Origin of the sequence: Alkalihalobacillus alcalophilus ATCC 27647 = CGMCC 1.3604 (assembly GCF_000292245.2) — a bacterium.
Classification (GTDB): domain Bacteria; phylum Bacillota; class Bacilli; order Bacillales; family Bacillaceae_D; genus Alkalihalobacillus; species Alkalihalobacillus alcalophilus.
The window spans coordinates 1-14,559 of the sequence record NZ_ALPT02000044.1; the positions used below are offsets into that span (position 1 = coordinate 1).

Consider the following 14,559-nt stretch of genomic DNA (forward strand, 5'->3'; position numbering starts at 1 on the left):
CAGAAGAAGAGCGACAACAAATCGGCTTCTGGCGAAAGTGTTTAGATGATTGGCAAGAATATCGGAGCCAAGGCGGAAAGAAAACGGAATTGGATGAGTTGTTCGTTCAGGAGTGGAATGAGACGAACGAGGATCACCCTCTCACCACTTCAACACTTAGAAGGAAATTTAAAAATTGGCAAGAGCAAGGCGACGAGGCTTTAGTGGACAAGCGAGGCGGTTGGAATCGCGGGCTAACTGAAATTCCAGATGTGGCATGGGCCATCTTTGAACAATACTACCTCGATGAAGCAAGACCATCAATCAGTTATTGTCGGAAGTTAGTCGAAACATGGGCGGAACTGGACGAACCGGAACTCCTCCCCTTACCTACTTACGAGACATTCCAGAGAAAAGCCAAGAAGATACCATATGCGGTTCTTAGGTTTTTCCGATACGGCGCGAAGGATGCGGATGACAAAGCTCTTCCTTACATCCGACGAATTTATAGTAGTTTGCAATCTAATGAGATATGGGTTGCGGATAACCACACCTTTGACGTAATGGTGAGACGACCGAATGGAGCGATTTATCGACCGTATGTGACGATGTATCAAGATGTTAGAGCGAGGAAAATGGTCGGTTGGTTCGTAACAGATACACCGAACTCAGATGCCAACTTGTTCGCCCTTCGGAAAGGGATATTGAGATTCGGTGTTCCTAAAGAAGTTTATGTCGATAACGGTCGGGAGTTCTTGGTTAGCGACATCGGCGGTCGTGGTCGTCGCAAGAAGAAAAAAGAAGATGAAGAAGTGAAGCCACCACCAATATTCGAACGACTTGGTATCAAGATGATGAATGCTAAGGTCCGAAACGGGCGAGCGAAAATCATAGAGCGCGCTTTCAAACAATTCAAAGAAGAGTTTTCGCGACTCACCAAGACATTCACTGGTGGACACATTCTCGAAAGACCTGAGCGTCTAAAAGATGTTATCAAAAACGAGGAAAATGTCATCGAAGAAGCGGACTTTATCGAAAGTTTCGATTCTTATGTGGAAGGTTGGTACAATCAACAATCTCACAAGGGTGACGGTATGAACGGTAGAACACCAAATGAAGTGTATGCGGAAAATTTAGTGGAGAAGCGTACAGCTACAGAGGAAGATTTAGACTTGATGATGCTGCGTTCGAGTGGAGCACTCACTGTATCAAGGGTTGGAGTTACACTCACGATGTATGGTCAGAAGCTCGAATATTATCACCATGATCTTGTCGCTAAGTACCAACGACAAAAAGTGTACATCCGTTACAATCCTGATGATATGGGTACTGTCCGAGTTTACGACAGCCAAGACCGTTACATATTGACGGCAGAAAATCGAGTTGCACTTGAGTACGGAGCGAGCAAAGAGGAGCTTCGTAAGGCTGCTAGTGAAATCAAGAAGCAGAAAAAGCAAATCAAGGCATACAAAGACAGTGCTGCTGAAATTTATACGGCTCCTGAAGCAATGGACATCATGCTTCGCAAGGCTAGGATAAATGCGGAGAATGTACAAGACCCTACAGCTAAGGTCATCAACCCAATCAGAGCGAACGAGAAGCATGTTGAAGCTTTACCGAAAGCATCTGGTGACGACCACCATAATAGCCCGGTTAGTATTAGTCGAATCGCTAATAACCTAAAGAAGTTCAAACAAGGAGGAAATTAAAATGAGTGAAGGAATCAAAATCAACCACTTGCAACAAATGTTAAAAGAGTATATCGAAAATTCGAATGAATCCCAATCGGCGGTCGCTAAGTCAATCGGCATTTCCGCCCCTGCCTTATCTCAATACTTGAAAGGTACTTATCCAACACCACACAAAATTGAACCAAAGGTCGAAGCGTTCCTCTCGGTTTCTGAGAAACGATCAATCGCACCGAAGAAGCCTGATTTTCGCGAAACGAGTATTTCGACATCTGTAATGGATGTTATCACTTATTGTCACGTTCAAGGCGGTATCGGTGCTGTATATGGGGATGCTGGTGTCGGTAAAACGCAAGGTGCGAAAGCATATGTGAGTAGTCACCCTGATAGCATCTTCATCACGATAGCTCCTGCATACTCCACTCCAAAGGGTGTGAGCGAGCTTATCGCTGAGGAACTTCGCATAAACGAAGCTAGTTCCATCCGTCGCATGTACCGAGACATCGTTAAAAAGCTTGCTAAATCAGGTCGTGTCATCATTATTGATGAAGCACAACACCTTACATTGAGAGCGTTGGAGCATTTGAGAGCTATTTCGGACGAGAGTGGTGTTGGGTTGGTCCTTATCGGCAACGACGAGATTTACACGAAAATGCTCGGTCGTGGAGAAGCTGCCTTTGCTCAGTTATTTAGTCGCATGGCTATTCGTGAAAATGTTTTGACAACAAAAGTGAAGTTGAATGATGTGAAATTGCTCTTTCCAGAACTAAATGAGGATGAACAGAAATTCTTGTGGAGAATTGCTCGAAGTCGTTGGGGTATTCGAGGAGCTGTCAACGTGTTTGTTAACAGCGCCTCGAACCAAGATGTCAGCGTCGATGGCTTAACCAACGTCGCAAAATACATGGGAATCGGAGCCTAACCCGATTCCCTTGAAAGGAGTGAATCCGATGCGACGAACCATTTCTCACACGGAATACGTCGATTTCGTTAACAAAGGCATGACGGACGAACAAATCTGCAATGCCTTCAATCTCGAACTCGCTACTCTAAAGAATTATAAATGGAGATGGCAAGTTCGACAAGAGCAAGCTGAAGAACGTCAATATTTTCTAGTGGAAATGAGAAAGGCTGCTGGACTTAGCCAATATGAATTATCCAAATTACTCGGCTTTGAAATTACAACCTATATGCAATTAGAAGAAAGTCCTCTCGGCATCCGTATGAGCGATCAAAAGTGGGGTTGGTTAGAAGTTAACCTTCGAGGATATGTCGTGGAAGAAATACAGTTCAAACGCAACAAGCACATGAGGAGGGTCATCGCATGACTAAGACAGAATTAATCATCCGCACGCAAGATGAGTTGTACGACAAATTTGGAAAAGTAGACATCTACCACGACGAGGATTGTCGTCAGATGTTAGCCGTTCCGCATGGCAGACCGCTTGAAATTATCAACGTCGTCGCGAAATTGGAATACACTCTCTATCCTAATTCGGAGGATGTGATGAGTGTTGGCTAGGAAGAAGAAAAAAATGACGAAAGCTCAAATCCTGAAAGAACTCGGGATAGAAAGACCACGCAAGCCGAGATTGAACAGAAAGAAACTAGCTTTAGAGATTTCGAGCCTACGAGAAGAAAGACCTACGAAGGTTTATCTCTCAGGACAGTGCTTCGCTTATGCCCAGGCTTCCATTTTCGGAAAAATTAGATCTAGGATTGAGAACGGAAACGGTGCAATTACCGATGAGGAACTTGGCTTTCTGAAGGCAATACTAATGGTTCGAAATCTACACTATTTACTGGATAACAAAGATGAAGTGACGCACGGCGAGATTTATGACGTTATGGAAGACGCTTGGAATGGAAAAATCACTGAAAATGAGGTCATCTTATGCGAAAACTAGAACTCTTTTATTGTCCAGATTGCGAATTGGATTTCGGTGTCGCGAAAAGTAAGGAGCTTTACAGCGTCCAATGTCCAATATGTGTGGGCCATGAAGAAGTTATCAACACGGAGCGAACGGTCAACTTCCGCCCTTACAAAGAGGAATCCAACTCACCTACCGCCTTGTATACGATGATAGAGCGAGAGTTTGCTAGACCTTTATCACCAATGGAATTGCAAACAATTGGAATGTGGTTGGATGAAGACCAGCATAGCGACGAATTGATTGTCGCTGCCCTTAGAGAAGCGGTCGTTTCTAACGTTCGAACGATACGCTATATCGACCGAATACTCACCAATTGGAAGCAAAACGGTATAACGACTATTCAGCAAGTTAGAGAACATACAAGCAAGTTCAGGGAAAACCAACCAAACCGTTTTCAAAAGAAAACAGCAAGACCTGAGCGACAAGAAAGTGAATCGAAACGAACTGTACCTTGGTACAACTGGTTGGAACAATAAAATTTAAAAGGGGTTTAAACCATGTTATTAAAACGACTTTACGAAGTGAAGGAATCTATCGGACAAGCAATTGCAATGAAAACACCGAATGAGGAAATCGAAAATGCACGCAAGGAACTGTTCCTCGCTTGGCATGAATTTGATAACGCTGCTCCTGCCTTTGTAGACAAAGCAATCAAAAATCTACTACTGGCGGAGAATAAGTTCGCCTCGCTGATCGCTTCTGAAAATGAGTTAAGGGATTGCATTTTCGACGCTGACGCAAACGCACAACAATGCAGCATGTATCGCACCCTCTCAATTTCGAAGGTGATGGAATTTGAACCAGCACAATAAACGGATTTACGTCAAGAACCTATTATTCGAAGGATGGGCCACAGTTACCTACTATTTTTATGGGGAACTCCTCCCTTACGAAATCACGTTAGACGAAGGTGATGAAGACGGTCATAAATTTTTCAGAGTTTCAAAGGATGACATTGTAGACATGACCTCCTCTTCTCTCCTTCCAGAAGAAGAAAAGATAATCGAACCCGAACAATTAACTTTGTTTTAATCATTTGCACAGGTAGCATGAACGATCATGCTACCGATGGAGCTGATTAAAACTCCAATAGACAAGGAAGTTGGTGAACCATGAAGACGGTATTCGTTATGATGGCAAGCCACAAAGCTTCGCCTCGTACATTTGAGTGTGAAATGAAGTCATTAATGATAGCCCTTCGCGATATGAGTGGTTATAATCTCGATCATGCTCGTATCGAAAATGGCCGTGTTACTCTGCATTTAACAGATAAGCCCTCCTTTGGAGATTATCAAGTTAAATCATCGCAAGATGGAGCGACTGCCACGGTTGTGTGTCACGGATTTTCTAACCTTAGTAAAACGAACCTTTTGGAAGCATTGAGTAAAATGATTCGACAGGTTCAGAAGTTGGATAAGGTCGGAATGAATCGTTTGACGAGTGCGGAAATCATTGGTGACACATTCACGGTTCAGTTGATGAATGAAAATGAAATCCCTCAACCTAAAGTGAATCGAAGTAGGACCCTCCTCTTAATTGACGGAGCGAATCTCCTATCGAGAGGATACTTTGCGACAAGCTTCAGAGGAGACCTCATGCAAAATCAAGACGGTCTTTATACAAATGGCGTTTATGTCTTTGTAAAGAAGCTTATGAGGCTGATTGAATCATTCAGAGCCACTCACGTTGTTGTATGTTGGGATGTCGGAAGGACTGAAACGTTCCGTCGACAGATTTATCCTGATTACAAAGCGTTACGGGACGAGACAGAACCTGAGTTAAAGCAACAATTCGAAACAACTGAAGAAGTTCTCAGGCTGATGAACATTCCTCAGATTCGATTACGGCCATATGAAGCGGATGACTTGATCGGCGCCTTATCTACCAAGTGGGTTGAACAAACCAATGACGATGAAAGGTGCTTTATTTATTCCTCGGACAAAGACATGTTCCAATTGCTAGACACTGGCGGTCATGTGCTGCAAGTGATTAGCAGAAATAAAGAAGATGTCGTTTATTCCTCGACGAATTTCGAAAAAGAATATGGTGTAACGCCTCGTCAGTGGATTGATGTCAAGTCTCTTTTAGGAGAGACAGGAAAATCAAGCGATAATATCCCAGGCTGTAAAGGAGTTGGTGAAAAGGCTGCCTTCCCTCTAGTTCAATCTTATGGGTCGCTGGAAGGTATTTATCGACAACTCGACAACCTCGACAAAAGCTTCAGTCGATACCGAAAGAAGCTAGAGGAAGGGAAAGAAAATGTCGAATTGAGCAAGCGTCTTGTCACAATTATTCGTGACATTCCTAATATCGCAAGCGACTTTGAACCGTATGAGCTGCATGTGAATGAACAAGGAAAAAGAAAAGCGTATGAGTGGTTGAATTTTACTCGTACATAGGAGGTGAATACCTTGACAATACTTATTCAAAGTTTGTTCCTATGCCTCCTCTTTCTTTTTACATTCGCAATCATCGGCGAAAAGGAAAGTCAACGACATAGGAACTTCACAGGAGTTTTGATTGTGGTGGTAATAATGTTAGGCGTTTCGGTTGCGTTTGGACAATAAACTAACTTAGGAGGTTATACCTATGGCAAAGAAAAAGAAAGTATCTATTTACGGTGATTACCAGCAAGTTCAAGAGGCTTTGCGTGAAATTGGCGAACTTGATATCAAGATTGAAGCTGAAGAAGCGAAAGTCACGAAACAAGTCAATGCGATCCGCGAGAAAGCTCAAGAGGTAGTTTCCCCTCTCTCTGAGAGAAAGAAGCTTATTGAGGAAAATGTCCAGCTCTTCATTGAAGAAAAGAAGAAAGAAGATTTTGCTGATAAAAAATCAATGGATTTAGTGTTTGGTGAGGTGGGGTTCCGTCAAACTGGTGGTGGTGTCCATGTGAAAAGCAATAAATCGACGGTCGACGCCCTTCTTGGCTTAGGCGCTCGCTTCAAACATCTAATTTCAACCGAGCATAAACCGAATAAAGAAGCTCTTGAAGGCATGGACGATGATTTCTTGAAACAAGTCGGAGCTTCTCGTAAAAAGAAGACCGACAAGTTCTGGTATGTGGTCAATCGCGAGAAGTTATCTCAAGCTGATTAGTCCTTGTTAAAGGAGTTGGGGAAATGCAAGAGGTCATAAAAACGCTGCAACGGTCTACGAAATTATATAAACAACCTTATAGAATCGGTGATGTCGTAGAGTGTGAGGGAGAAAATTATCTCATCATAGGTATTCAATCAATAGAAATAGATTCCTATAGACTTAGGGTATCTTATGTTGCACAGAGTTTAGAAAAAGACTTCCTCTGTCAAACCACCCTTTCTAAAGGTGATGGTTTAACGGAATTCAAAACCACTATTAAAACAGGAAAAGAAGTAGTGTTCGAGAAAGTGAGGTTAGGCAAGTTGTTTTGGTATAAAGACTTCCCTTTTCAATCGGTCGAATACACAGATATTGAAATCAAATTCACGGATATTGAGATTTCCTTCCTCGCTCGTCCGATTAGACCGATTTCTCGCAAGGAAGCGAAAGCGAAATTATTGAGTGAGAGAAAGAAAAAACTCAACCTTACACTAATTTAAAGGAGGTATACACATGGCAAAGCCACAAACAACAGCACGTTCAGGCGGAAGAGTGAAAGAGCTAGTAACGCCGATTGAAGGTGTTTATCTCGATGTAAACAAAGATGTCACTGGAGAAGAACTGGCGAACCTTCTTGCTGGTATTACGGCGTTTTCAAGTCACTTCGAAAAAGGTGACCGTTACGCCGTATCTATTCAATTAGAGAAAATTGGCGAACCAGTAGAAGCAACCAAGTAACAAGGAGGATAACGATGAAGCTGAATAATGGACAACTTCGGAAGATTTGGGCGACGGCGAAGGAGCTGAATTTAGAGGAGGATGACTTGCGTTCTGTTGTGAGTGAAGTTAGTGGGTCTCCTTCCATCTCCTCCCTCACCTTCGACCAAGCAAAAGCGGTCATTGACCGTTTAGGGGGAAAAAATAATCAACCATCTAAAGCGAATAAATCAAACAAAAGAAAATCAAGTCAAGTGAGTAATCAACAAATCTGGAAGATACAACAACTTGAGAAAGAGCTTGGCTGGGAAGATAATCCGAAACGAATGAAAGCATTCATGAAAAAGTATGCTGGTGTCGATCGGATTGAATGGCTTACACCTCAAAAGGCTTGGCGTTTGATTGAGTCTCTTAAAAAGCTGACAGAAAAAGAGAATGAAGCATAGTAGGAGGTCAACAATGGAAAAATGGATGCACAAACTGAAGGTCGAGGACCTTCCGGAAGTTTATCAAAATTTAGCTCAAGTTATCGGTGTGGATGGTGTCATTAAGATGACGCAAGAGTTCGGAGGTACTTACATGTATATCCCTAAAGTAGACGGCCTTTTAAGAGTTGCTCGCGATCAAAAAATTGCTGAAGCTCATAAAAATGGTGACAGCATCCGAAAGCTCGCTCGTGAATTCGGGATATCAGATAGCAGAGTTCGAACGATACTAAATGAATATGCTTTGGATCAGAACCAGCTCGCGTTGTTTGACTAACGCGAGCTTATTTATTGCAAGCGACTATTTTACCTCGGTGTTTCAAGGAAAAAATGAATATTATGCGTATGTAGGAAAATTTTTCTATGGGTTAAGCTTCTGTCAGATAGTAATGACAGGAGCTTTTTTATTTTGCTTGATTAGGGGGTGGAATCAGTTGGAATGGGAACAAGCATTTAACATCATCATCATGACGATGATCGGTATTCTCGGCTTTTACATAAAGTCGGATAAAAAAGAAGTTAAAGAAAAGCTTACTGAAAATGCGGATGAGATCGAGAAGCTAAATGAACGCTTCAGGGCGCTCGAACGTGACTTGCCGTTTACGTATGTAACGCGTGATGACTATATCCGACAGATGGCACGAATGGAAAATAAACTAGATAAAATTTATCAACGAATCGAGAAAGGTGGTGGAGGTAATGAATAAATCAATTTCGGCAGTTAAGAACAAGCAAACTCGTGGCTACATTCTGAAGATTGCTAAGATTAGTTACCCTGAAGCTGTCGGTGCGAATACGATTGACGTTTGCTTGTTGGAGTATGGCTTAGGGTTATCAGGGCAATCTCTGAAGGGTCATATCAAATACCTTGAAGATCGTGGTTATGTCGCAACGAGAGAAATCCAGTTAGAACAACTTGGAAGAAAAGTTCCTTTAGTGGAACTAACCAGCAAAGGAATTGACCTACTCGAAGGAACAATCGAGGATGCAGGAGTGACGGTCAATGAGTACGAGTAAACGAAAGTCGCACCGCAAGCACTTCAAGGTCGAATCCCTTAAAAGTCGTGAAACGGTCGATAAGATGCTCGCTGAAGGATATACCTACGAGGATATTGTTGCAGCTGTCGCTAAAAATGGCGAATCAATAACAGCCGCCTCCCTCTCTCGTTATCATGGCTCATTCGAACGAATCGCCGAACGAATCACAAAGACCCGGGAACAAATGAAAGTTCTGGTCGAGGCGGTTCGGGAGCAACCTAACACCGACCTTGCTCAAGTAGCCAACGAATTGATGATGACAGGACTTATCCAGAGGATATCCACAGCTGAGGATGAATTCGACGATTTACCACTTGATAAAGTCGGTCGTCTCGTTGCTTCGCTAGAACGTTCCGGGATTATGCGAGAGAAGTTGAAGTTCGAGTTTGACAAAGGTGTATCGGCTGCTCATGCCGAGTATAAATCACGAGTGCAAGACGAACTGAAAGCTCACCCTGAATTACTTCTGAGAATGCTCGAAATCATTGACAACGTACAAGAGGAATTAACGACAGATTAAACAGTGTTTAAATGACGTTTGAAAGGAGTGAAAATCGTGACACTTACAGAAAAAGAGGTTGCGGAACTTGGCGGAGTTGACGTGGACGATTTGATAACGATGAAAGCTGAATTTGATTTCGGACTTGCGTTCGCCCTCTTGAATGAAGGAGAGGCAATCCGACGCAAAGGAACGGAATATGGATTTAAGCTTCACAACATCGAGAGTTCTGGTGAACGAAAATTAATGGTTGTTAAACCTGACGGCGAGGTCATTTGTGATTTCGTATTCAGTGGCGAACATTTAGCTGCGAAGGATTGGCAAGTAATGAAATTATCGCACTGACCCTTAGTTGGTCAGTCTACCATGCGGATTCTGGTGTTTATCACGGTTCAATTCCGTGAATCCGCCCAAAAGTAAGATTGCTCTTTGACAACGTTCATGTGTGACCAGCACACTTCACTCGAATCCGATTCGAGGTGACGCATATTCAGCGGAAGAGCCAACTTCTGCTGCATCATGCCATATTGGACCTCTTTATGAGAGACAGGCCTGTATTAGCTCTATTCATTCAAAGCGCTTCATCGGTTATGACCGAGGCTTTAGAAGGTGTAACGGATGTTGTTACGTGCTGAATGGATTATCTGACGGTTAGGTCGCCGTCACAGGGTTGCCACGATCTGCATCAAAACGAATGCAAGGAGCGATAAGCAAGGGGAGAAACTGCCACCTGTCTCGTCGAACGCGATTGAATTTAATGTGTTTATATATATGAGAACCGCCCATTTATATTTTGGGGCGGTCTCTCTCATTTGCAGGAAAGGTCACGAACGGTTCAAATCCGTTACCTGCACCAAGGAACGAAACCATTAAGGGAGTGAGTGAGATGAAATGACTAAAAAGAAGTCATCGTTCATTTCGGAGTTAGTCAGCTCCAATGAAGAACAACTACCTCTTGAGTCGTGGGAGTTGCCTTTGTGGGAGGAATACGCGAAGGATTTCCCTGAACTTTACGAGTTGAAAGGAAAACGTCCATTCGCTGGACCGACTGGCTTGCGTCGGATGCTCGGTGAAAAATCAATGGAATATTACGCACGAGCGTATTATCAAGATTACATCCCTACAGCTCCACCAACCTTTCACGGCGAATGGTTTATGGATTTAAAACAAGTCGTTGAACGCGGTGGTGGCTCGTCGATGGTGCGAGCTGCGCCTCGTGGTCATGCTAAGACGACAATATGGGATTTTGTATTTCCGTTGTGGGTCACTGTTTACACAAAGAAGTTTTACATCCTCATTATGTCGGATGCCTATGATCAAGCTCAGGGATTTATCAGCAATATAAAAGATGAGATTGAGCATAACGAACGAATCGTTCAAGATTTCGGACGTTTAAAGGGCGACCGATGGCAAGAAGGAAGTATCACTTGTTCTAATGGTGTCAAAATCGAGGCTTTAGGTGCTGGAATGAAAGTGCGTGGCCGTAAAAATAAGAATCGTCGTCCTGATCTCATTATTTTGGACGACATCGAGAATGACGACAACGCTGCTACGCATGAACAACGAAATAAGTTGAAAAACTGGTATCGCAAAGCTGTTCGTCGTGCTGGTTCAAAGCATACTGATTTCGTGGTAATCGGAACAGTCATTCACGAGGAATCACTCCTGGGCGACTTGTTAAAAAGTCCCGGTTATGATTCGAAGCGATACCAAGCTGTTATAGCGTTCGCTGAACGAGAAGACCTTTGGGATGAGTGGAAGAAAATATTCATTGACCTTGATAACCCTAACGCTGAGGAAGATGCTAAAGCTTTCTTTTTAGAGCATAAAGAAGAAATGCTTAAAGGGACAGAAGTTCTTTGGGATTCGAACAACCCGAATTTCCCTGACGGTTATTACTCGCTCATGGTTATTAGGGCGACGGATGGAGAATCAGCATTTGCGAGTGAACTTCAGAACGATCCACAATCATCGGCAGAACGATTCTTTCGACCGCAAACATATACTTATGGTCAGCTCCCTCCACTTCGAGAAATGGATCTTGTAGTGACGGTTGATCCTTCTATGGGCGAAAGTAAAAACGCTGACTTTTCTGCTGTCATCGCCCTGCTGACCCATAAAGGGACAGGACAAATGTACTGTAATGATGCTGATATCAAACGTCGTAATCCTGATATTATCATTGAGGCATTGTTTTCAATGGTAGAAAAGTATTTGTCGATGGGAATGAAGCCGAAAGTGGTCGGTGTTGAGGATGTTCAATTCCAAGCCTTCTTTAAAAATGAGGTTCGAAAAAGAGCAAAAAAACGAGGATTGCATCTGAATGTGCAACCTGTCAGAAGTAAATTGAGCAAGGATTTGAGGATTGAGTCCATGGAGCCGAGTATCAATAATGGCTATGTTCTCATTCATGAAAGTTTAACCTTACTTATTCAACAGCTCGAAGGGTATCCGAGAGCGAAAAAAGATGGACCCGATGCTCTTGAGATGGCGATCACGCTGTCTCAAAAAGGAATCAAATCATCCAGAGCGGTCGGGAAACTAGTGAAAGGAGCTAAAGTGTATGGCTAAAAAAAGCTGGATGAAAAAAGCCGTTGGCGAAATATCTAAGCTTCGACAAAAGGCTCATGCTCGTTTGTTTGGTGGCAAAGCCCACGCATCTTACACACTTGATTCGAAGCGTGTTGATTATCCACTAGCTCGTGAGCTATACCACAACACGGCCGAGGATTATAAACTCGGTGCTGGTTTCGTCAAGCCGATTGTCAACACTGTCGCCGCCTTCACTGGTTTGCCCGAATTCGTTCACGAGGAACAAGATGCCAAGGCGACGCTTGATTCATTCCGAGAAAAGAATGTCAGCAAAATGATGAAAACGCAATTGAACGCATTGCGTGAAGGTGATTGTTTCGTTATGTTGACCCGTCAACAAAAAGGCAGCGTCCTTTTCCCTGAAGATGAAAGTCGAATCAAGTATACGATCCTCCCTCCTGAACAGATTGAAAAAATTGTGTTCGACCCTCTAACTCGTGAACCGTTAGAGTATGTTTTGGCTTCCTATCATTCATGGGAAGAAAACGGTTCGAAACGTCAAGCGACTGTTCGACAAAGGATATCGGCAGAAAAGGAAATCATCGAAATTGATGGTGACACTCCTCCAGATATCGAACCGGGCGAACATTCTAATAAGTGGGGATTCATTCCGATCGTTCATTTCAAAAATGAATCGGATGAATTAGAAGGATTTGGACGTTCTGAAGCTGAACCTATTGAACCTTTTTTGAAAGCTTATCACGATGTCATGTTACATGCGATTCAAGGGTCAAAAATGCACAGCACACCGAAACTCAAACTAAAGCTCACGGATGTTGACGCATTCCTTTCGAACAATTTCGGCATTGAGGATGCTGAAAAAGAGTTGAGTGAAGGTAAAACCATCGACCTTGAGGGTCATGAGTTGATTATGCTGCAAGATGATGAAGATGCTGGATATGTCGAAGTGAGAAGTGCTATCGGAGACGCTGCTGTTTTGTTGAAGTTGCTCTTTTATATGATAGTTGACACTTCGGAAGTGCCTGAGTTTGCGTTCGGTGTACATACACCGTCAAGCCAAGCGAGCGTCAAAGAGCAGATGCCTATCCTTATACGTCGCATTGAACGTAAACGAGAACAGTTCGAGGAATCGTGGCAATTGATGGCTAGAATGGTGCTTGCGATGACGGCGCTCTCTCAAGGTATCGCTTATAAAAGTTATGCGGCATCCCTCAAATGGGAATCAATAGACCCTAGAGATTCAAAAGAGATCGCTGACGAGATATTCGTCATTACTCAAGCTCTTAAAATGGCACTTGAAGGCGAATTTATGAGCTTGGATGCTGCGGTTAAGTTCTTATCAAAGTACATCGACACAATGCTCCCTTACGAGACAGAGGGCGATGAACCTGACGAGAAGCAGAAAATCATGACGACCCGATTATCGAAAATGAGATTAGAAGATGATCAATTCTTGCAATCTCAAAAAGAAGCAATTGACAAATTGCTAAAAGGTGAATAGGCATGAATGACGAGATTAAGAGATTGAAAGAGGCGGCTGGTGCTTACGGTAGATGGGCGTTGGAAGCGAGAAAGTCTTATATAGACCTTCGATTAAGGCAAGACCCTGAGATTGTTCAAATGTATGTTGCGTTGGTCAAGCGTATAAATGTGGAGCTTGGTGGTATGAACCTCCCTTCCTCCCCTTCTCGTCGGGAACAAATGCTTTACGAGTTAGGTCAGAGTATACGGAGAGAGGTTGCTCGTTTTGGTGCTGAGTATGAAGCACTCCTTCTCAATTATATGAGTGAAGGTGTAGTGATCGGCACGAGTTACACAAAAGCTGTAACTGAAAGTTTGTTTGCGAAAGCTGGTGTTAACCTCGACACGAATCGCATGTTTGCGACTGTCAACCGACAGGCTTTGGAAGCTTCATTCGCTCGGACAACAAAAGGCCTACAGTTATCAGACCGCATCTGGCAACAGACAGACAAAGCGAACAGGCACATCAACACGATTATCCGTGAAGGTATTGGTCTTGGTTACAACGTTAACAAAGTGGCTGCTGCCCTTGAGCAATATGTGTTGTCAGATGCCAAAACGCTTGTGAGTGATTATCCAGAACTGGTCAATCGACTCGGGAACCGCGTTCCGGGCAAGTTATCGTATGAAGCTTTAAGGTTAGCTCGAACAGAAATGACCGCTGCATACGGTGAGGGAACGATTGCTGCTGGACAAGTCGCACCAAGTTACAAGGGTGTTCAATGGCTACTTTCGCTCTCTCATCCTTCACCTGATATTTGCGATGTGATGGCTGAACATGATGAAGGATTAGGAAAAGGAGTTTACGGCAAGGGAAATGAACCTCTCTTCCCTGCTCACCCTAACTGCATATGCTCGCTTGTTCAGGTTCACGAGGAACCAGACGACTTCGTTGATCGTTTGGCTGATTGGGTAAATAACCCCGAATCAGATGCTGGATTAGAAACGTGGTACAAAGATGTTTATAGCGATTTAGTAGCTTAATAGATGCCAAGAATTAAAAGGCTCTTATTCGCTTCATTTTGCCTTGTGTGTGAGTTTGGTGACGAATTAGTCACGAAATA

General features: G+C 43.3%; 21 protein-coding genes. All 21 read left to right on the top strand.

Translation table 11 applies throughout. The annotated features are described in order from the left end of the window. Positions 1 to 1,688 (top strand): transposase domain-containing protein (locus BALCAV_RS12645; RefSeq protein WP_052044381.1); only part of this gene is annotated, 1,688 nt, incomplete at its 5' end. 1 nt (position 1,689) lies between these two features. Beyond that, complete coding sequence (locus BALCAV_RS12650) at positions 1,690 to 2,589, top strand: AAA family ATPase (protein ID WP_003321243.1); 900 nt, start codon at positions 1,690 to 1,692, stop codon at positions 2,587 to 2,589. A 28-nt stretch (positions 2,590 to 2,617) separates the two neighbouring features. After that, the gene (locus BALCAV_RS12655) at positions 2,618 to 2,995 is read left to right on the top strand and encodes a hypothetical protein (RefSeq protein WP_003321244.1); all 378 of its coding nucleotides are present in this window, start codon (positions 2,618 to 2,620) and stop codon (positions 2,993 to 2,995) included. Beyond that, a complete protein-coding gene (locus tag BALCAV_RS12660) occupies positions 2,992 to 3,189 on the top strand; it encodes a hypothetical protein (protein WP_003321245.1) in 198 nt (65 codons plus the stop codon). The genes BALCAV_RS12655 and BALCAV_RS12660 overlap by 4 nt, the downstream gene beginning before the upstream one ends. A 13-nt stretch (positions 3,190 to 3,202) precedes the next feature. Then, entirely contained in the window at positions 3,203 to 3,574 is a 372-nt protein-coding gene (locus BALCAV_RS12665; RefSeq protein ID WP_136445960.1) for a hypothetical protein, read from the top strand. Then, positions 3,562 to 4,077, top strand: a complete 516-nt coding sequence (locus BALCAV_RS12670) for a DnaD domain-containing protein (RefSeq protein WP_003321247.1) — start codon at positions 3,562 to 3,564, stop codon at positions 4,075 to 4,077. The genes BALCAV_RS12665 and BALCAV_RS12670 overlap by 13 nt, the downstream gene beginning before the upstream one ends. A 21-nt stretch (positions 4,078 to 4,098) precedes the next feature. Further along, complete coding sequence (locus BALCAV_RS12675) at positions 4,099 to 4,413, top strand: hypothetical protein (protein ID WP_003321249.1); 315 nt, start codon at positions 4,099 to 4,101, stop codon at positions 4,411 to 4,413. Further along, entirely contained in the window at positions 4,397 to 4,633 is a 237-nt protein-coding gene (locus BALCAV_RS22815) for a hypothetical protein (RefSeq protein WP_003321250.1), read from the top strand. The genes BALCAV_RS12675 and BALCAV_RS22815 overlap by 17 nt, the downstream gene beginning before the upstream one ends. 80 nt (positions 4,634 to 4,713) lie before the next feature. Next, entirely contained in the window at positions 4,714 to 6,000 is a 1,287-nt protein-coding gene (locus tag BALCAV_RS21230) for a 5'-3' exonuclease (protein WP_003321251.1), read from the top strand. A gap of 190 nt (positions 6,001 to 6,190) precedes the next feature. After that, a complete protein-coding gene (locus BALCAV_RS12690; RefSeq protein WP_003321252.1) occupies positions 6,191 to 6,700 on the top strand; it encodes a host-nuclease inhibitor Gam family protein in 510 nt (169 codons plus the stop codon). 23 nt (positions 6,701 to 6,723) lie between these two features. Next, positions 6,724 to 7,182 (top strand): hypothetical protein, encoded by a 459-nt coding sequence (locus tag BALCAV_RS21235; protein WP_003321253.1) that lies wholly within the window; start codon positions 6,724 to 6,726, stop codon positions 7,180 to 7,182. A 13-nt stretch (positions 7,183 to 7,195) separates the two neighbouring features. Beyond that, positions 7,196 to 7,420, top strand: a complete 225-nt coding sequence (locus BALCAV_RS12700) for a hypothetical protein (protein ID WP_003321254.1) — start codon at positions 7,196 to 7,198, stop codon at positions 7,418 to 7,420. 14 nt (positions 7,421 to 7,434) lie between these two features. Next, positions 7,435 to 7,845 carry a regulatory protein GemA gene (locus BALCAV_RS12705; protein WP_003321255.1) on the top strand — a complete coding sequence of 137 codons (411 nt, stop codon included), beginning with the start codon at positions 7,435 to 7,437 and terminating at the stop codon, positions 7,843 to 7,845. Positions 7,846 to 7,858: 13 nt separating this feature from the next. Then, positions 7,859 to 8,161, top strand: coding sequence for a Mor transcription activator family protein (locus tag BALCAV_RS12710; RefSeq protein ID WP_003321256.1), 303 nt, complete (start codon positions 7,859 to 7,861; stop codon positions 8,159 to 8,161). 157 nt (positions 8,162 to 8,318) lie between these two features. After that, entirely contained in the window at positions 8,319 to 8,591 is a 273-nt protein-coding gene (locus tag BALCAV_RS12715; RefSeq protein ID WP_003321257.1) for a hypothetical protein, read from the top strand. Continuing rightward, the gene (locus tag BALCAV_RS12720) at positions 8,584 to 8,901 is read left to right on the top strand and encodes a hypothetical protein (RefSeq protein ID WP_003321259.1); all 318 of its coding nucleotides are present in this window, start codon (positions 8,584 to 8,586) and stop codon (positions 8,899 to 8,901) included. The genes BALCAV_RS12715 and BALCAV_RS12720 overlap by 8 nt, the downstream gene beginning before the upstream one ends. Continuing rightward, positions 8,888 to 9,442: a phage protein Gp27 family protein gene (locus BALCAV_RS12725; RefSeq protein ID WP_003321261.1), complete on the top strand. Its 555-nt coding sequence runs from the start codon at positions 8,888 to 8,890 to the stop codon at positions 9,440 to 9,442. The genes BALCAV_RS12720 and BALCAV_RS12725 overlap by 14 nt, the downstream gene beginning before the upstream one ends. A gap of 36 nt (positions 9,443 to 9,478) precedes the next feature. Beyond that, positions 9,479 to 9,766, top strand: coding sequence for a hypothetical protein (locus BALCAV_RS12730; RefSeq protein ID WP_003321262.1), 288 nt, complete (start codon positions 9,479 to 9,481; stop codon positions 9,764 to 9,766). Positions 9,767 to 10,312: 546 nt separating this feature from the next. Then, positions 10,313 to 11,992 (top strand): phage terminase large subunit, encoded by a 1,680-nt coding sequence (gene terL / locus BALCAV_RS12735; RefSeq protein WP_003321263.1) that lies wholly within the window; start codon positions 10,313 to 10,315, stop codon positions 11,990 to 11,992. Further along, the gene (locus BALCAV_RS12740; RefSeq protein WP_003321264.1) at positions 11,985 to 13,475 is read left to right on the top strand and encodes a phage portal protein; all 1,491 of its coding nucleotides are present in this window, start codon (positions 11,985 to 11,987) and stop codon (positions 13,473 to 13,475) included. Before terL ends, BALCAV_RS12740 begins: the two co-directional genes overlap by 8 nt. 2 nt (positions 13,476 to 13,477) lie before the next feature. Further along, a complete protein-coding gene (locus BALCAV_RS12745) occupies positions 13,478 to 14,479 on the top strand; it encodes a hypothetical protein (RefSeq protein ID WP_003321265.1) in 1,002 nt (333 codons plus the stop codon). Positions 14,480 to 14,559 lie beyond the last annotated feature (80 nt).